Origin of the sequence: Viridibacillus sp. FSL R5-0888 (assembly GCF_038009105.1) — a bacterium.
GTDB classification, from domain to species: domain Bacteria; phylum Bacillota; class Bacilli; order Bacillales_A; family Planococcaceae; genus Viridibacillus; species Viridibacillus arenosi.
The window spans coordinates 3,991,705-4,010,190 of sequence record NZ_JBBPAU010000001.1 but is presented as its reverse complement, the minus strand read 5'-3'; the positions used below and the strand labels follow the sequence as shown (position 1 = coordinate 4,010,190).

At 37.9% G+C, this 18,486-nt stretch carries 16 protein-coding genes; 11 read left to right on the top strand and 5 right to left on the bottom strand.

Annotated elements, in window-relative coordinates; genetic code table 11:
* Window positions 1–12: 12 nt before the first annotated feature.
* From MKY02_RS19805 to MKY02_RS19795, 3 genes are all read left to right on the top strand, one after another.
* The gene (locus tag MKY02_RS19805; protein ID WP_038180371.1) at window positions 13–1,053 is read left to right on the top strand and encodes a ribonucleotide-diphosphate reductase subunit beta; all 1,041 of its coding nucleotides are present in this window, start codon (window positions 13–15) and stop codon (window positions 1,051–1,053) included.
* Between the two features lie 193 nt (window positions 1,054–1,246).
* Window positions 1,247–2,542 (top strand): globin-coupled sensor protein, encoded by a 1,296-nt coding sequence (locus MKY02_RS19800; protein WP_143691039.1) that lies wholly within the window; start codon window positions 1,247–1,249, stop codon window positions 2,540–2,542.
* Between the two features lie 125 nt (window positions 2,543–2,667).
* Entirely contained in the window at window positions 2,668–3,630 is a 963-nt protein-coding gene (locus MKY02_RS19795) for a 2-hydroxyacid dehydrogenase (protein ID WP_038180369.1), read from the top strand.
* 59 nt (window positions 3,631–3,689) lie between these two features.
* On the opposite strand, the gene MKY02_RS19790 is transcribed toward MKY02_RS19795, so the two are convergent.
* Together MKY02_RS19790 and MKY02_RS19785 are read right to left on the bottom strand one after the other, a co-directional pair.
* On the bottom strand, window positions 3,690–4,889 hold the full coding sequence (locus MKY02_RS19790) for an MFS transporter (RefSeq protein WP_038180367.1): 1,200 nt from the start codon (window positions 4,887–4,889) through the stop codon (window positions 3,690–3,692).
* A 396-nt stretch (window positions 4,890–5,285) separates the two neighbouring features.
* Window positions 5,286–6,074 carry a TIGR00266 family protein gene (locus MKY02_RS19785; protein ID WP_038180366.1) on the bottom strand — a complete coding sequence of 263 codons (789 nt, stop codon included), beginning with the start codon at window positions 6,072–6,074 and terminating at the stop codon, window positions 5,286–5,288.
* A 184-nt stretch (window positions 6,075–6,258) separates the two neighbouring features.
* Here MKY02_RS19785 and MKY02_RS19780 point away from each other — a divergent pair, with 184 nt between their 5' ends.
* From MKY02_RS19780 to MKY02_RS19765, 4 genes are all read left to right on the top strand, one after another.
* Window positions 6,259–7,737: an aldehyde dehydrogenase family protein gene (locus MKY02_RS19780; protein WP_038180365.1), complete on the top strand. Its 1,479-nt coding sequence runs from the start codon at window positions 6,259–6,261 to the stop codon at window positions 7,735–7,737.
* 23 nt (window positions 7,738–7,760) lie between these two features.
* Complete coding sequence (locus MKY02_RS19775; RefSeq protein ID WP_038180358.1) at window positions 7,761–8,933, top strand: saccharopine dehydrogenase family protein; 1,173 nt, start codon at window positions 7,761–7,763, stop codon at window positions 8,931–8,933.
* 419 nt (window positions 8,934–9,352) lie between these two features.
* Window positions 9,353–10,705 (top strand): aminotransferase family protein, encoded by a 1,353-nt coding sequence (locus MKY02_RS19770; RefSeq protein ID WP_038180357.1) that lies wholly within the window; start codon window positions 9,353–9,355, stop codon window positions 10,703–10,705.
* A gap of 96 nt (window positions 10,706–10,801) precedes the next feature.
* Window positions 10,802–12,271 carry an APC family permease gene (locus MKY02_RS19765; RefSeq protein WP_038180354.1) on the top strand — a complete coding sequence of 490 codons (1,470 nt, stop codon included), beginning with the start codon at window positions 10,802–10,804 and terminating at the stop codon, window positions 12,269–12,271.
* 165 nt (window positions 12,272–12,436) lie between these two features.
* Here MKY02_RS19765 and pcp read toward each other — a convergent pair whose 3' ends face one another.
* The 3 genes from pcp to MKY02_RS19750 are packed head-to-tail and all read right to left on the bottom strand — an operon-like array spanning window position 12,437 to window position 14,768.
* A complete protein-coding gene (gene pcp / locus MKY02_RS19760; protein ID WP_038180352.1) occupies window positions 12,437–13,084 on the bottom strand; it encodes a pyroglutamyl-peptidase I in 648 nt (215 codons plus the stop codon).
* Between the two features lie 11 nt (window positions 13,085–13,095).
* A complete protein-coding gene (locus MKY02_RS19755) occupies window positions 13,096–14,058 on the bottom strand; it encodes a DUF979 domain-containing protein (protein WP_038180351.1) in 963 nt (320 codons plus the stop codon).
* Between the two features lie 35 nt (window positions 14,059–14,093).
* On the bottom strand, window positions 14,094–14,768 hold the full coding sequence (locus tag MKY02_RS19750; protein ID WP_038180350.1) for a DUF969 domain-containing protein: 675 nt from the start codon (window positions 14,766–14,768) through the stop codon (window positions 14,094–14,096).
* 488 nt (window positions 14,769–15,256) lie between these two features.
* On the opposite strand from MKY02_RS19750, the gene MKY02_RS19745 reads away from it, so the two are divergent.
* The 4 genes from MKY02_RS19745 to MKY02_RS22110 all read left to right on the top strand — a co-directional run bounded on the left by MKY02_RS19745 (window position 15,257) and on the right by MKY02_RS22110 (window position 18,392).
* The gene (locus MKY02_RS19745; RefSeq protein WP_038180349.1) at window positions 15,257–15,571 is read left to right on the top strand and encodes a DUF3870 domain-containing protein; all 315 of its coding nucleotides are present in this window, start codon (window positions 15,257–15,259) and stop codon (window positions 15,569–15,571) included.
* A gap of 269 nt (window positions 15,572–15,840) precedes the next feature.
* Window positions 15,841–17,010 carry a CaiB/BaiF CoA transferase family protein gene (locus tag MKY02_RS19740; protein ID WP_038180348.1) on the top strand — a complete coding sequence of 390 codons (1,170 nt, stop codon included), beginning with the start codon at window positions 15,841–15,843 and terminating at the stop codon, window positions 17,008–17,010.
* A 1-nt stretch (window position 17,011) separates the two neighbouring features.
* Window positions 17,012–18,223: an acyl-CoA dehydrogenase family protein gene (locus MKY02_RS19735; protein ID WP_038180347.1), complete on the top strand. Its 1,212-nt coding sequence runs from the start codon at window positions 17,012–17,014 to the stop codon at window positions 18,221–18,223.
* Window positions 18,224–18,260: 37 nt separating this feature from the next.
* Entirely contained in the window at window positions 18,261–18,392 is a 132-nt protein-coding gene (locus MKY02_RS22110) for an RAxF-45 family protein (protein ID WP_412104675.1), read from the top strand.
* The last annotated feature ends 94 nt before the right edge of the window (window positions 18,393–18,486 follow it).

Below are 18,486 nucleotides of genomic sequence, written 5' to 3'. Positions count from 1 at the left end.
GAGGAACTAACGATGACAAAACTAGAAAAACGAAAATTAATGGATAAAACAGCTCCAAACCGTTCGACAGGTATTGTAAACGGGAGCTCTTCAAATATATTAAACTGGGATGATGTTCGTTTTAGCTGGGCATATCCAAAATATAAAAAGATGCTAGGTAACTTTTGGACTCCTTTCGAAATCAATATGGGGAACGACATTAAAGAGTTCCCAACATTAACAGCGAATGAAAAAGAAGCATTTATGAAAACAATTGGATTACTTGCAATGTTAGACAGCGTTCAAACAGACTATGCAGGAAAAGTGGCAGATTATTTAACAGATTCTAGCTTAAATGCTTTAATGATTATCCTTGCACAGCAGGAAGTAATTCATAATCATTCTTATTCATATATTCTTTCAAGTTTAGTATCAAAAGATGAGCAAGATAAAGTATTTGATTTCTGGCGTACAGAACCAGTCCTTGAAAAACGAAATGACTTTGTTATTAAAGGATATAAAACATTTTCTGAAGAGCCTAATATCGACCATATGTTAAATTCCATCGTCTATGACGTCATTTTAGAAGGTTTATTCTTCTATTCTGGCTTTGCATTCTTCTATCATTTAGCACGAAACCAAAAGATGGTAGCAACGAGTACGATGATTAATTATATAAACCGTGACGAACAACTTCATGTTGACCTATTCGTTAAAATCTATAAAGAATTGTTGGAAGAATATCCTGAATACGATACGCCAGAGCGTGCTAAGCAAGTGGAAGATATTTTCCGTGAAGCAGCTGCACTTGAAATTGAATGGGCACATGAAGTCATTGGAGACAAAATTGATGGCTTAGATGTAGATGATGTAGAAGATTATATTTATTTTTATACGAATGTACGCTGTTCACAATTAGGCTATGAAAGACCTTTCGAAGGCTACCGCAAAAATCCAATGAAATGGATCAAAGCTTATGAAGATGTTGATTTAGGGAAAACTGACTTCTTCGAACAACGTTCTCGTCAATATGTGAAGGTAAATGTTCAAGATAATGGTTTTGATGAACTATAAAAAGTGAAATAATAATATGAAGATGGGCGCTTTAGACAGCGCTCATTTTTTTGTTGTACACATAGTCTTTAGACCTATCTATAATTATGATAGAAAAAACTTATTAAATAAATATCGTAATAATAGATATAAAGGTGTGTTTTTTGATATAGTTTAGTAAAAAGTATAGATATTTTAGGGGTGGGCTAAGTTTATGTTGTCGTTCAAACGTAATAAGGTAAATAAGATGATTCTTCCGGAAGTGGACATAACGAAAACTGGGGTTTTTATAAGCGATCAGGAACGTCTACACCAAATAGATTTATTAAACTTAACAAATGAAGATTTACGTATCGCACGTCAATTGAAACCTACAGTGGAGAAACATATAGTCGAAGTTGTAGAGCAATTCTATGCATCAATTGAAACCGTCGCTTCTATGAAGGAACTTATTCAGCAACATAGCTCTGGTGAAAGGTTACGTCAAACATTACGACAACATGTAATTGAAATGTTCGATGGGATTATTGATGATACATTTATCGAAAAACGCACTCGTGTAGCGAAAGTGCATGTTCGAATTGGATTATATCCAAAATGGTATTTAGCTGCATTCCAAAAATTAGAACATAATTTAATCGAGAAAATATATGGCTTAGAGTTGGAGACTACCTTAGAACGTAATGTTATTGATTCTGTGAAAAAATTAATTAGCTTTGAACAACAAATCGTCCTTGAAGAATACGATCAATTTTCAAATCAATTATTAGAACAACAACAAGAAAAAACGCGTATGTATGTAAAAAATGTTATGGGTAGTATTTCTAGTAACTTAGAATCGCATTCTTTACATACTTCAGAGTCTGTTGAGACATTAATTGCAAGTACTAGTGAAGTGAATAAACATGTGAAGAGCAGTATTCAAGATGCAAAAGGTACTCGAGAAGCATCCGAAAAAGGATACGAGCAAATGCTTCTACTAAAAAAACATACAAATGAAATTAATGAAAAAACGAATGAAATGTCAAAAATGATTCATGCGCTAGACGCATCTTCATCTGAAATTCAAGCAGTAATCGAGATTGTAAAAAATATTGCAGGACAAACAAATTTGCTGGCATTAAATTCAGCTATTGAAGCTGCTAGAGCTGGTGAGCATGGTAAAGGATTTGCTGTTGTGGCTGATGAAGTACGTAAACTTGCAGATCAAACGAAGAAATCTGTCGAACAAATTGCAAGTTTAATCGGTGTATCCAGTGGTGTAACCAGTCAAGTAGTTACAGCTATTCAAGATATACAAAACCTTGTAACTAATGGTATTGAAGAAAATGAAAGATCGATGCAAGAATTTGAGAACATCGGTAAGGCTGTAAATATAACCATCCAAGATTTTCAAGAGGTAGAACAACGAATGGATATTCTATCGAATGTCGTAACAACTATAGGTGAAACTTCAGAACAATTAAAACAAGCTGCTACAGAATTAGAAACAACGGTGAGAAAGTTTTAATGAATATTACTGTATTAATAGAAATGTTAAATTTATCTATTAAGATAGTTTTTTTATGCTTTTTAATCGGAGCACTTTGAGAATATGATAAGCTTTCACTAAGTTCTTTAAAGGAGGCAATTTAGATGAAACCGTTAGTTTGGATTACTAGACAATTACCAGAGGAGAGCATATCACCACTCCGTGAAATAGCTGAAGTGAAGATGTGGTCATCTGCGGATCAACCGATGCCCGCTGAAGAATTGAAACAAGCAGCTGGTGAAGCGGATGCAATGTGGGTCATGATATCTGATCAAATAACGCGTGAAGTTATTGAAGTGGCGCCAAAGTTAAAAATAATCGCTAACCTAGCAGTTGGCTATAATAATATTGATATTAAAGCTGCAAAGGAAAAAGGTGTTATTGTAACGAATACACCCGATGTCTTAACAGGAACTACAGCGGATTTAGCATTTGCTCTAATGCTAGCAACAGCTCGTAGAATCCCAGAAGCAGAGCGTGAAGTACGAAATGGTAAATGGACAGGTTGGTCTGTTAACCAATTAACAGGGATGGACATTCATGGTGCAACTTTAGGTGTCGTAGGAATGGGGCGTATCGGAGAGGCGGTAGCAAGACGCGGAATGGGTTTTGATATGAGAATTTTATATCATAATCGTACAAGAAAGCCTGAAGCTGAAGAGAAGTATGGTTTTGAGTATGCGGAGCTAGATACATTACTGAAAGAATCGGATTTTGTTGTGCTATTAACTCCGTTAACACCTGAAACAAAGGGCTTAATCGGTAAAAGTGAAATAGCATTGATGAAAAACAGCGCAATTCTTATTAATGTTGCACGTGGTGGAGTTGTAGATGAGCAAGCGTTATATGAGGCGTTATTAAATAAAGAAATTTGGGCAGCAGGACTTGATGTTTTTGAAACAGAGCCTGTCCCAACTGATCATCCTTTATTAACATTACCAAATGTTGTAGTGCTTCCTCATATAGGTAGTGCTTCAATTCGTACTAGAAATAATATGATGGCAAAAAATACAGAGTCAATTGCAGCCTGTTTACAAGGAAAAGAAATAAAGAATCCAGTGAAATAAAGCAAAAATGTGCCTAGAAGGATATTGGAATCCTCGGCACATTTTTTTGCGAAAAACATCTAACTAAAATTGTTAATCTTTCTTTGCATCAGTACTAAGAAGAATAAAATCGGTAAAATAAATACCACAGTAGATGCGATACCACTAGCGATTGTTGTATAAAGTGCTAATAGTCCAATAATAGGTCCCCCAGCAATTTGTCCAATAGCATCAAGTTGTCCGAACATAGATAAAGCAGTTGCTCGACCCTTTGCTTCCAATCTTTCATTCGTCATTACACTCATTAACGGATAGTTAACATCACGTAGCGTACCTGCTATCCAGAAAGTTATAAGAGCCAGCAAAAAGTTTGAACTAAAGGCAAATGCAAGCATTGCAAAAATTAATAAACCATTGCTAATCAAAAGAATTACAGGGTAATTTTTATTAAAACGACGCTCTACAAATCTTAAAACAACAATGTTTAATAAAAATGCTACTGCATAGAAAGCACCAAACCAGTAGATAGATTCAGCCTCAGGTATATGGAAGTCTTCAATAAAATGAGCACCCCATAGTCGATCGAATCCTTCACTCGCCAATCCCAAAAGTATAGTTATAATCGCGATACTCACGAGCATTGTATTTCCTTTAATTTGACGCGCACCATGTCGAATTGTTGTTATTAGATGATGTATGGCGGAAATATCTTTTTTTCGTGAGATTTTGACGAACTTTGTCTCCGGCATTGTGAATAATGCACCAAAAGCTAGTAGTACTAATAAAATTCCAGCAATAATTATTGTTACTTGCACTGAAAATAAAGTAGCAATACAAACACTAAGCAAAATACCAAAAAATCGACCTAAAGATCTAAATTGAGCGCCCTTAAGAAATACTGAATCTAAATTTCTACCTTCTAATTCATCAGCAATCCAAGCCTCTTCAGCACCGCTAATAAATGTCCAGCCTAACCCCCACAAACCCGAAGCGATGGCAATTGACCAAAATGCTGGGAAAATTCCTTCAAGTAAGTGTGCTATGCCAATTATAAAAGTCCCGATGAATAGAGAACGTTTTCGTCCAAAATGATCGGCAACTAAACCAGTAGGCATTTCACAAAGAAATACAGCTACCTCCATAATCGTTCCAATAAGTACTAGCTGTAATGGATTTAATCCTGCATTTATAACGTAATAAATTGCGTTCAGTGTGAATACCATTTGTATAAGCAATGAGCGTGAACTAGTGATTGCATAATAAGTATTTTGTATTTTCATTTTTTTCCCTCCGCGTTAGTAAAATAACGGAGGCCAAACTCTCGTTATTAAGACAGCATGCCCTCCGAGTTGTCTTTGAAAGTCATTAAAGTGCTTTTCATATTCGTTCACTCCTTTTTTGAAATTATTGTAAGTTTATCATAAGGGAAAGAGGAAAAGAAGAATTTTTAAATAGAGTAATAGAAGTGAAGAGTGACTAATAGATTATTAGGTACAGTATTGATGGAGAGCTGTAATATGGTAAAAAACACTGCGTTAAAGAAAAAACCTACTCTTAGAAAGAGTAGGTTGAGTTATAAGAATTGGATACGAGTAATAAAGATGGACGAGCGCTTAAAGTAAAATGTCGACTCTAGCTTCTGTCCTGCAAAGTGTTTCGTAATTAGTTTGCCGTCCTTATTTGTTGAAAATATCAAATAGGCCGCCGATTCCGCCTTCGCCTACGGATTTGTTACCTGGTACTTGAGGCGCTGCTGCGAATACACGACTCGCTAAACGGCTGAATGGAAGTGATTGGATCCATACTGTTCCTGGTCCTCGTAGAGTAGCGAAGAATAGACCTTCGCCACCAAATAGGGCAGTTTTTACACCTTTGACCATTTCAATATTGTAATCAACGTCTGCTGTCATAGCTACAAGACAACCTGTATCTACACGTAATGTCTCACCGACTTGTAGATTCTTTTGAATAATTGTACCGCCTGCGTGAACGAACGCCATGCCATCACCTTCTAGTTTTTGCATGATGAAACCTTCACCACCGAAAAATCCCGTTCCTAATTTACGTTGGAATTCGATGCCGATCGAAACCCCCTTAGCAGCTGCTAAGAATGCGTCTTTTTGGCAAATGATTTTTCCGTTATATCTACTTAGATCCATAGGAATGATTTTCCCAGGGTAGGGAGAAGCAAAAGAAACATGTTTTTTTCCATAACCTTCATTTGTGAATGTTGTGATGAATAAACTTTCACCTGTTACAAGTCGTTTACCAGCGCCCATTAATTTACCCATGAAACCGCCACCGCCGCTTGAAGTATCACCAAAAACAGTTTCCATGCGAATGCCGTCTTCCATCATCATTAATGCACCAGCTTCTGCAATGACTGTTTCTTGTGGATCTAATTCTACCTCTACAAACTGCATGTCATCGCCGAATAATTTGTAATCAATTTCATGATTATTCATCTTTTTTCCTCCCAATTGTTATAGCCTAGTATTTAATATTAATACGATTTGAGATTTTAAAAGGTTTCGTCAATTTTCAGGAAAAAATAAATTGACTGCAATTTTAATAAAAATAAAGGATATTTAGGTATTTTGTAGAAAATATATACAGAGAAAGCGTTTTCATTTAAAAGGGGGAGTAGCAGTGAAGTTGCAAAATTTTATCGGAGGTCAATGGGGAACCTCTGAAGATTTGAAATTCGTACCCGTTATTAATCCTGCAAATGGTGAGGAATTAGCTCAAGTACCTATGTCTTCAACAGGAGCTGTGGAGCAAGCAGTAGCTGTTGCAAAAAAGGCACAAAAAAGTTGGGCACTAGTACCAGCACCAAAACGCGCAGATTATTTGTATGCAATTGGCTTAAGAATGAAAGAAAAGAAAGAACATTTAGCTCAGGTACTTACGAAAGAGATGGGAAAAGTTATTGAAGAAGGTCGAGGCGAGGTACAAGAGGGCATTGATATGGCATTTTATATGGCTGGAGAAGGGCGACGTTTGTTTGGGGAAACAACTCCGTCAGAGTTAGCCAATAAATTTGCTATGAGTGTCCGTGCTCCAATTGGTGTCGTCGGACTAATTACACCTTGGAATTTCCCTGTAGCAATCGCAACTTGGAAATCCTTCCCTGCAATTGTTGCTGGGAACACATTCATTTGGAAACCTGCTACAGAAACGCCGATGATGGCTTATGAAATGGCGAAAATTTTTGAAGAAGTAGGTTTACCAGAAGGCGTCGCTAATGTTGTCTTTGGTTCAGGTTCAGAAGTAGGAACAGCATTAATCGAGCATCCAGATGTCAAAGTCATTTCGTTCACAGGTTCAACTGCTACAGGTAGCAAGGTAGCAGAGTTGGGCGGCCGTCATTTAAAGAAAGTTTCTTTAGAAATGGGTGGCAAAAATGCAGTGATAGTAATGGATGATGCTGATTTAGAACTCGCTGTTGAAGGTATTTTGTGGAGTGCATTTGGTACAGCGGGTCAACGTTGTACGGCATGTAGTCGAGTAATTGTGCATAAAGATGTAAAAGCAGAGCTGGAAGAACGCCTCCTAACAGCTATGCAACTATTAACAATAGGTGATGGTTTAGATGAGTCGGTAAAAATTGGTCCTGTTATTAATAAAACTGCATTACACAAGATTAATAGCTATGTAGAAATAGGCCGTCAGGAAGGTGCGAAGTTACTTGCAGGAGGCAATATACTAACGGGATCTCCTTTCGATCAAGGTTTTTATTACGCACCAACATTATTTACCGATGTGAAATGGGATGCTCGTATTGCACAAGAAGAGATTTTCGGACCAGTTGTCTCATTGATAGAAGTAGAAAGTTTAGAAGAAGCTATTGAAGTTAATAACAGTGTGCAGTTTGGACTTTCAAGTTCTATCTTTACACAGGATATTAATCGAGCATTCCAAGCGCAGCGTGATTTAGATACGGGTATTGTATACGTCAATGCTGGTACAACTGGAGCAGAAATTCATCTACCGTTTGGTGGCACAAAAGGAACAGGAAATGGTCATCGTGATTCTGGTGTTGCAGCACTGGATGTCTATACGGAATGGAAGAGTATTTACATTGATTACAGTGGCAAGTTGCAACGGGCACAAATTGATACGGAATAATAACAAAGAAAGGGGACATTCAGATGAAAGTAGCAGTATTAGGTGCAGGTTTAATGGGGAAAGAGGTTGCGCGTGATTTAGTTAAAAGTGACAAAGTTGAAAAAGTGTACTTAGCAGACTTAGATGTCGGTCAAACAACATTATTCGCTGAGTTATTGAAGTCAGATAAATTAGAAGTGCTACATCTAGATGCCAACGATGATGCGGAGTTAAAATGGATTATGGCAAAAGCAGATGTTGTGATTAACGCTCTATTTTATACATTTAACGAAAAAGTTGCACGTATGGCAATTGAAGTGGGTGTGCATTCAGTCGATCTTGGTGGTCACATTGGCGGTGCAACAAATGCTGTTTTAGAGCTATCTGAGGATGCTAAGGAAAAAGGCGTTACATTAATTCCTGACCTAGGTGTTGCACCTGGAATGATCAATATTTTAACGGGCTATGGTGCATCAAAATTAAATAGCGTCAAATCGATTAAAATCTTTGTTGGAGGAATTCCGGTAGAAAAAGAACCACCGTTGGATTATAACATTGTGTTTTCTCTAGAAGGGGTATTCGATCACTATACTGATTCTTCTCATGTTATTCGTGGTGGGAAATTGCAGGAAATTGCTTCATTGTCAGAGATTGAAAAGGTTTATTTTGATGGCTTTACCGGGCTAGAGGCTTTCCATACTTCAGGTGGATTATCTACTTTAGCACAGACCTTCCCAAATGTGAACACGTTGGAATATAAAACAATTCGCTATCAAGGTCATGCAGAAAAATTCCAGTTACTTGTAGATCTAGGTTTAACAAATAAAGAGACAACGGTTAATCTAGATGGTCAAGTTATCAAAGCGCGTGATGTTTTACGTGAAGTGCTACAAACTAAAATGTCCCTTGGTAATAAATCAGATGCGGTATTATTACGGGTGATTGTTTCAGGCGAAAAAAGTGAGGAACTAGTTTCGTACGAATACGAATTGATTATTAAGAAAGACAAAGAAACCAATGAAACAGCAATGGCTCTAGCAACTGCAAATACAATTTCAGTAGTTGCTCAGTTAGTAGGCGATGGTACGATTTCAAAACGTGGAGTATATCCACCAGAGAAAGTAGTTCCAGGTGAAAAATACATGGAAGAAATGAAAAAACGTGGAGTATCCATTAAAGAAACTATGCATCGTTCAACTAATATTGTAAAAGGATAGAAGAGGACTATGGAGATGGTTTTTATAACATAAACAAAGTCTAACGAGTAATCTCGTAAAGTAATTTATAAAATCGATGATTAATAGTTTGAATATTTGTAATTCATAGACGATAATATGTATTAAGGGTAAGTGTTGAAGGTAGCCCTAAAATATAAATAGTAAAGTGCTTGAGTTTACAAATATGACTGCCTAATCTGTTAAAAGCCAAAACCAGGTTTTTCGTCGCAGATATAAGCCAGTTCAATTTGACTCACAGATATCTATCTGTAGTCTTTTTGAATTGGCTTTTTTTATGCAGTTAAGAAGGGAGGTTAACATTCCTTTAGCAAAAACAAGACATCATTCAGTACATCATGTGTAGTTTACGGTTATGCCATCACTTCAATAAAAGATATTTAAAAACAGGAGGAATACAGATGACAACTTTAAACGAATGGGACAAAAAGCATTTTATTCATCCAACCTCATCAATTCAAGAGCAACAAGCGAATGGACCAAAAGTGATTTTCGATAAGGGTGAAGGGATATATCTAACAAGTAAAGATGGTACGAGATATATAGATGCTATGTCGTCGCTTTGGAATGTTAACATTGGGCACGGTCGCAAAGAAATAGCAGAAGCGGCAAAAGACCAGATGGAACAATTAGCATACAGTTCATGTTTTTCGAATTTTAGTAATGAGCCAGCAATTCGTCTAGCAAAGAAAATTGCTGATTTAGCTCCACCTAGTTTAAATGCGGTGTTCTTTACATCAGGTGGTTCAGAGTCAAATGACTCAGCGATAAAAATTGTACGTCATTATTGGCGTATTCAAGGTCAACCCGAGCGAAATAAAATCGTTGCATTACGACGAGGATATCATGGCGTCTCAGCAGGCGCTACAAGTGCAACAGGTATACCTGAGTTTTGGGACATGGCAGGAAGTTTGATGCAAGGATTTATACATGCAAAATCTCCATATGAAATTGGTACTGAGTCATCGATTCAATCCATTCGCGAAGTAATTGAAGCTGAAGGACCAGAAAAGATTGCGGCATTCATGGCAGAACCTGTCCAAGGGGCAGGTGGAGTATTGATCCCACCGAAGGATTACTACAAGGAAGTACGTAAGATATGCAATGAATATGGCATTTTATATATAGCAGATGAGGTTATTACAGGATTTGGACGCACAGGGAAAATGTTCGGTGTTGAAAATTATGGAGTAGAGCCGGATGTATTATCATTTGCAAAAGGTGTAACAAGTGGCTATTTTCCGCTAGGTGGTGTCATTGTTTCCGACCACGTGCATAATGTGCTGAAGGAAAAATCAGAAGGAGTATTATTCCATGGTTTTACCTATAGTGGTCATCCAACAGGTGCGGCTGTAGCACTAAGAAACCTTGAAATTTTAGAACGTGAAAATCTAGTAGATAACTCCTCTAAAATGGGTGGAGAATTACAAAAAGGATTTAAATCCATTAAAGGGGAATCAACGATTGTAGGTGATATTCGTACGTTAGGTTTACTCGGAGCGATGGAATTTGTACAAGATCCATTAACGAATAAACGCTTCCCTGCCGAGTTGAAAGTGGCTCCAAGAATTATTGCGGCCTTACATGAACGTGGTGTTATATGTCGTGCAGTTACTTATGACAATACAGATATCGTATGTTTCTCACCACCATTGATTATTACAAAAACACAGATAGATGACCTAATTGCTATACTACGTGAAGCTGTACTAAGTGTTCAACAAGAGGTTGAAGAGCAGCTAGCAGCACTTTAAAAACTAATGAAAAATTATTCAAGGCTAGATAGATCGAGAGTAATTCCATTAATAGAGTCTATTGTATTTCAATAGACTCTTATCCGGGGGTGTAAGATGGAAGATCAAAAGCTATTGAAAATTTTAGGGAATAGAGACGTTATGGCACTTGCTTTTGGAGCAATGATTGGTTGGGGTTGGGTGGTAACAGCTGGTTTATGGATTACAGAAGCAGGTTCACTAGGTGCAATCATAGCATTTTTAATAGGCGGTTTACTTGTTATTTTTATAGGTTTAACATACGCAGAGTTGTCCTCGGCTATGCCGTTATCTGGTGGAGAACTATTCTTCACATATAGGGCGACTGGACGGCTCACCTCGTTTATAGCAACATGGGCAATGATTCTTGGATATGTTTCAGTTGTAGCTTTTGAAGCTGTAGCTTTACCGACTGTTTTTGAATATGTCGTTCCTGGCTATAGCGTCGGTTACATGTATACAATTGCAGGTTGGGATGTAAATTTCACATGGGTAGCCGTAGGAATTCTTGGGTCGATTATTATTGCATGGATTAACTATAGGGGAATGAAGATTACAAGTGTTGTGATGTCAATTTTGACATTACTCATATTAATCTCAGGTGTATTGCTTGTTACGGGAAGTTCTATTGCAGGAAGCCCAGAGCATATGCAACCTTTATTTGAAAAAGGATGGGGTGGCATCATGGCTGTATTGATTATGACGCCATTCATGTTTGTTGGATTCGATGTGATACCTCAAGCAGCAGAAGAAATTAATCTGCCACGTAAGCGAATTGGACAACTGCTAATCATTTCGGTGTTTTTAGCTATTACTTGGTATGTAGCAATTATCTTCGGCGTTTCATACGTGTTGACACCATCAGAAATTGCTAGTTCATCACTTGTCACAGCAGATGCGATGGCAAAAGCATTTGGTGGTAGTAAGATGATGGGGAATGTTTTAGTACTAGGTGGAATCGGTGGGATATTAACGAGCTGGATTGGCTTCTATGTTGGCGGTAGTCGGGCCATTTTTGCATTGGCGAGAGCGGGAATGCTACCTAAGGCATTAGGCGAGCTACATCCTAAATATAGAACGCCACATAAAGCAATTTTACTCATTGCAGTTTTGACTACTTTAGCACCATTATTCGGTCGCCCAGCACTTGTCTGGTTAGTAGATGCAGGAGGGTTTGCTCTTGTTATTGCATGGGTTTTAGTAGCAATTGCCTTTATTATTTTGCGCAAAAGAGAGCCTGATTTAAAAAGACCGTTTATATTGCCAGGGGGTACATTAATTGGTTGGTTAGCTGTTCTAATGTCAATTGGCGTATGTATTTTATATCTACCAGGTATGCCTTCCGCGTTAGTTTGGCCGTATGAGTGGGTAATCATATTAGCTTGGGCTCTGTTTGGGACAGTGTTATACAAAATCTCTATGGCCAAATATGGCGCTAAAAATGCCAACAAACTAATGGACCAGGAAATAGAACGTGTGTTATCCGAAGAAGATATTGAAGAAACTTCATCACGAAAAGATGTGAATGGAGTTTTGGAGAGAGTTTAATATTCATATGAATAAAAATGAGACTTGAGCATAAAAAAGACCTCTTGTTATGAAGTATCCCAAGCACGCCAGTGAAAAGGATAGCTATATCATGAACAGGAGGCCTATCATAAATTATAAGAAAAACAAGGGAATCGCTCAATATTTTAAAATCAAACGGTACAATTAATGGGTCGTCCCACCTACTATATGAATATCCGAATCGTATTTAGCAGCTGTGACAGCTGCTATTTTTACGCCATTAACAATTGTCTCAAGACTTAAGCTAGGTGCTTCTTTATTAATGGTTTGCTCCGGAATGAAAGGAATATGGATAAATCCACCCCGAATGCTTGATGAGGTTCGGGCGATATAGTCCATTAATCCATAAAAGATATGGTTGCATACAAATGTTCCAGCGGTATGGGATACCGATGCAGGAATATTGCTCTCCTTCATGTTTTCGACGATTCTCTTGATGGGGATTGTAGACCAATAGGCTACCGGACCTTTGTCTACAATCGGCTCATCAATGGGCTGGTTTCCCTGATTGTCTGGGATTCTAGCATCATCCAAATTGATTGCCACTCGTTCAGGTGTGATGTGAAGCCGACCCCCGGCTTGTCCTATACAGATAACGATGTCAGGATTATGCTGTTGAACAAGAGTCTCCAAAACTGCAACTGATTTCCCGAACACAGTTGGAATTTGTTCAGCAACTAGAGTCACATCATCAATAACTTCTCCATGTAACTGTTTTACTGCTTCCCAGGAAGGGTTTATTCTTTCTCCCCCAAAAGGCTCAAAGCCGGTTAACAACACTTTTTTCTTCATGCCGATCCCTCCTATATTCCTAATGAGACAAGAAAATACATAAGTACGATATTGAAAACTAATACTGCTAAAGCTGTTGGGACTTGAACTTTTATGACATGGTTTTTATCTTTCAAGTCCAACAAGGCTGCCGGTACAATATTAAAGTTAGCGGCCATTGGTGTCATTAATGTTCCACAATAACCAGCAAACATAGATATGGCAGCTATATGATTTGGATTAGCGTCAAATTGTTTAATCAGAAAAGGAATGGCAATACCTGCAGCCATAATCGGGAAAGCAGCAAAGGCATTCCCCATGATCATAGTGAATAGAGCCATGCCAAGACAGAAAATGACCACAATCCAAAATAGCGAACCTTCTGGGATGATCGCTGTTACAGCGTCGGAAACGACTGTACCAACCCCTGCATTTGTGTAAATAGTTCCTAATGTTGCAAGTAACTGTGGCAGCAATACAGCCCAACCAATAGATTCTAGCAGACGACGTGATTCTTTCACAGCTCCTGTAGGTGTTCCGCGTGTCATCCACATTGCAACGATAATGGCAGTCAAACACGCCAGACCTAAAGCAACCATCGTTACATTAGATGGATCAAGCAATGCCTTTCCTCCAATTTTAACACCATCTAGCAGCTTAGAACCAGCCAAGGTTAAAATAGGAATCAAGATAGCGGGTAGGAAAAGGCGACCGCCAAGGCGTTTTCTTCGCTCTTCCTTAATAGTAATGCTTTCTTCAACATGTTCACCTTTCTTTAACCCACCACTTGCAATGATTAAAACCATAAGAATAACCATAAGCCCAATGTAAAAAGGAGGAATAATTTGGCCGAACATTAATGTAACTGAATAAATCAAGTAAAAGCATCCCGAAGATAACCGCCGGCTGTTTGTCCGATCAGTGAAAATATATAGGGAGCAGCCTAGAACAATGATGCCCATTAATACGTAAATCATTTCAACTGAGAATATCATAATAGACTCTCACTTTCTCTTTAGATTGTTTTGCGTTATTTACCATTATTACCCAAACGTTTATCCAGCCTTTTATCAAACATACGAAGACGAATGGCGTGTACGATAAAAGCAAAGATGGCAGTAGGAATTCCCCATAACGCCATTGATATTGGATCGGCAGGTATATTATTCTGTTCAAAAAATCCGTTCATCAAAAGAATTGCACCAACCGCCACGAAAATATCTTCACCGAAAAACAAACCGATATTATCGGTTGCAGCTGCGTGTGCACGGATTTCCTGTTGCTCTTTCTCAGGTAGTTTTCCATATTTCGATAGAGCAGCGCCTTCTGCCATTGGAGCAATCAGCGGACGTACAGTCTGCGGATGTCCCCCAAGACTGTTTAAACCAAGAGCAGCTCCGGCTTCCCTAATCAATAAATACATAGTCAATACCCGACCAACAGTGATGGCTTTAATTTTTGATACAATCTTTGCAGCTTGTTGCTGTAGACCATTTTTTTCAAGCAGCCCAATAACAGGAAGCGTGACTATGAGAATAGACATGTACCTGTTAGTTGTAAATGCTTCTCCAAATTGCGTAATAATACTGGTAATGGGAATACCGGCAATCATCCCCGTAACGAGTGCTGAAATAGTTACTACAACTGCTGAATTGATTCTAAGTACAAATCCAATCATGATTAAAAGAACACCAATTAGAACCATACATATCCCCTTTCTTCTTATTAAATTATTCTTCAATAATATAAACTAAATGTTATTGTATATCAAAGTAAGAATTTTTTAAATATTTTTTTCGATTCAAGTGCCTAATTATGTAATATCCAAAGTCTTTTATAAGGCGCGGGTATGAAATAAAATCACGATTTTTGGCATTTTTATAATGAAGGAAACTTATCGAAGAATAAGATTACGGAATTGTAGGTTGGAATGATGACGTAGGAGGTGAAGGAAATGAATGGATTATTAGAATCCTAATATTAATCAATTGGCATTGATTAATCTATTAATAGAATTGGCACTGTTCTAAATTGGATAGTGCTTCTTTTTTTACTCTGGAAAATTGCCATTTTTGTTGGTAATAGGGCATTTGCGTTTATTGAAAAGACTTTCAAATTAACAATAAGTATTGTATGATTTTTATATAAATTGGAAATTTTTATAAATAAATGTGCTGAAGGAGTTGAACCATTATGAACACAATTTTTATAGCAGGACATGCGAGGCTGCCATCTGGTATGGCCGCACAAAACATTTATGAGACTCTAACAATCACTGCGGAAATTGATAAGAAATATGGGGTAATCGTTGCAGCAAGTTGTACGTTAGCAACGCAGCATGGGAAATCATTTGTTGAGCAATTGCTAAGAGGGCATAGTTTGCAAGATGGTATTACACAACCGGTCGAAGCCGTGAAAGTCCATTACTTAGGTAAAGCAGGAAACGCATTAATGTCGGCATTGAAAGATTTATATAAACAATATGAATCTTACAAATCGTCAAAATAATTCAGAATTTTCAGGTAGTTATAAATTTACAAAAAAAGAATAGTATAGTAAAGTAAAGTTAAAGATAATAAATCATGCAAAAACGTTCAAATCGTTCATTACGCGTGATGAGGTAACAAGGGTAATAGTAAGCCAATACTGTCTAATCTGTTTGAAGCCTAGCCGGGTTTTATGACACAGATAAGAGCCAGTTCAATTTGACACTCAGTATATTCACTGGAGTCTTTTTGAATTGGCTTTTTTATTGACCTATGAAAAGAGGTGACAGGATGTCTGGTGCTTTAGAAAATATTCGTATAATCGATTTATCTCGAGTACTTGCAGGACCATACTGCACAATGATTTTAGGTGATTTAGGAGCTGAGGTCATTAAAGTAGAGGCCCTTGATAGTGGTGATGAGACGCGAAAATGGGGTCCTCCATTCCAAGATGATGTAAGTGCTTATTATTTAACAGCAAATCGTAATAAAAAAGCTATCACTCTCAATTTGAAGGAAGATGAGGGACGCGAAGTTATTAAAAGGTTAGTACAAGATAGCGATGTCATCATTAATAACTTTAAAACCGGTACTATGGAGCGCTTTGGTTTAGGGTACGAAACATTAGTTGAGATCAACCCGGGTATTGTCTATTGCTCTATTACTGGCTTTGGTGAGACAGGACCAGATCGCTATTTACCGGGATATGATTTTATTATTCAAGGTATGAGTGGCCTTATGAGCATTACAGGGACAGCAGAATCTGGCCCACAAAAAACGGGCGTAGCAATCACTGATGTACTTACGGGAATGTACGCATGTATTGGTATTCAATCTGCATTACTAGAACGTAGTCGCTCAGGAATCGGTCAAAAAGTTGATATCGCATTATATGATGCGGCTGTGAGCGCATTAGTCAATGTGGGAAGCAGTTATTTAATGTCAGGCAATATTCCAACTGGACTTGGAAATGCGCATGCCAATATCGTACCATACCAGACATTTAAAACGGCCGATAGTGAAATGGTCATAGCAGTTGGAAATGATCATCAGTTTGCAACGCTTTGTGAAGTGTTGAAGGTACCTCAATATGCACAGGATTCACGTTTTCTTACTAATCCAGATCGCGTAAAGAAACGTGATGTGCTGATACCTTTATTGCAAACAGCTTTTTTACAAGAGTCTACAGCACATTGGTATGAAGCATGCAGAAAAAAGAACATACCAGCTGGTCCGATTCAAAATATACAAGAGGTTGAACAAGATAAGCAGTTACAGGCACGTAATATGTTCATCACTTATGATCACCCTACAATAGGTCCAATCAAAATGATCGGGAGCCCGTTGAAATTATCAAGAACACCTGTGACAGTCAGACATCATCCACCAAATATAGGAGAGCACAACGATGAAATTTTACAGCCTTTGTATGAAAAAATGACACATAAGGGAGAGAATTAATATGAATTTTGAATTTACCGAAGAGCAAAAAATGTTGAGAAATACAGTACGTGCTTTTGTTGATAAAGAAATCATGCCTCATATTACTGAATGGGATAGTCAAGGTAAGTTCGATCCAGAAATTTTTTCTAAGTTATCAGATGTAGGTTTAATGGGTGTGTGTATTCCAGAAGCTTATGGTGGTAGTGGAATGGACTATAATTCATTAGCCATTGTTTGCGAGGAATTAGAGCGCGGTGATACAGCGTTCCGTACAGCTGTGTCTGTCCATACGGGACTAAATAGTATGACTCTATTGCAATGGGGCAATGAAGAACAAAAGAAAAAGTACCTCATCCCTCAAGCTAAGGGGGCAAAGTTAGGCGCTTTCGGCTTAACTGAACCTGGAGCAGGATCTGATGTGGCCGCTATGTCTACACATGCAGTACTTGATGGTGATCACTATATTTTAAATGGTCAAAAAACGTGGATTTCTTTATGTGATGTTGCCGATTATTTCATCGTATTTGCATACACAGGAGATCGTTCATTAAAACATAAAGGAATTTCCGCCTTTATAGTAGATCGTACGTGGGAAGGCTTTTCTTCGAAAGCAATAAAAGGGAAGTATGGCATACGTGCTGGTAATACGGGTGAACTTTTCTTCGAAGATGTCAAAGTCCCAAAAGAAAATTTATTAGGTGAAGAAGGCGAAGGATTTAAAATTGCGATGGCAGCTTTAGATAATGGTCGTTTTACTGTAGCAGCAGGAGCAGTTGGTTTATCAATGGCATGTATTGAAGAAAGCGTAAAATACTGCCATCAACGTTACACATTCGGCAAACCAATAGGACAGCACCAGCTTGTAAAACAAATGATTGCGAAAATGGAAGCAGGCTATCAGATGAGTCGTTTGTTAGTCTATCGTGTAGGAGAATTAAAAAATCAAGGCGTACGTAATACACGCGAAACGTCATTAGCAAAGTGGCAGGCATGTGATTTCGCCAACAAAGCAGCAGATGATGCAGTGCAAATACATGGTGCTTACGGATATTCAGATGAATACCCAGTAGCTCGTTTCCTTCGCAACTCAAAAGCACCTGTAATTTATGAAGGAACACGTGAAATCCATACGTTAATGCAAGCAGATTATGTATTGGGGGAACGTGAAGATAAACCATTGAATCATATGTTACCTAAATGGCCATTTGAAATTGACCATCAATTATGTTAGACTATTCATAATTATTTGAAACGGAGGTGAGGAAAGAATGAGAAATGCTGTGGATGCATATGTTTATACTTTGGAATTTTTGCCAATTACATGTGCGATTTCTTTCGATTTTGCGGTCAACGGGATAAGTGCGCCCTTTTTTCAACAAAATCAAATGATCCACAGCTGATTAGCCATTCTTTCCAAGCCGAATTTTAAGGCGTAAAAGACTGTCTGTTAATCAGGCAGTCTTTTTGTTTTGGCAAAAATCGGGTGCTTTCAGC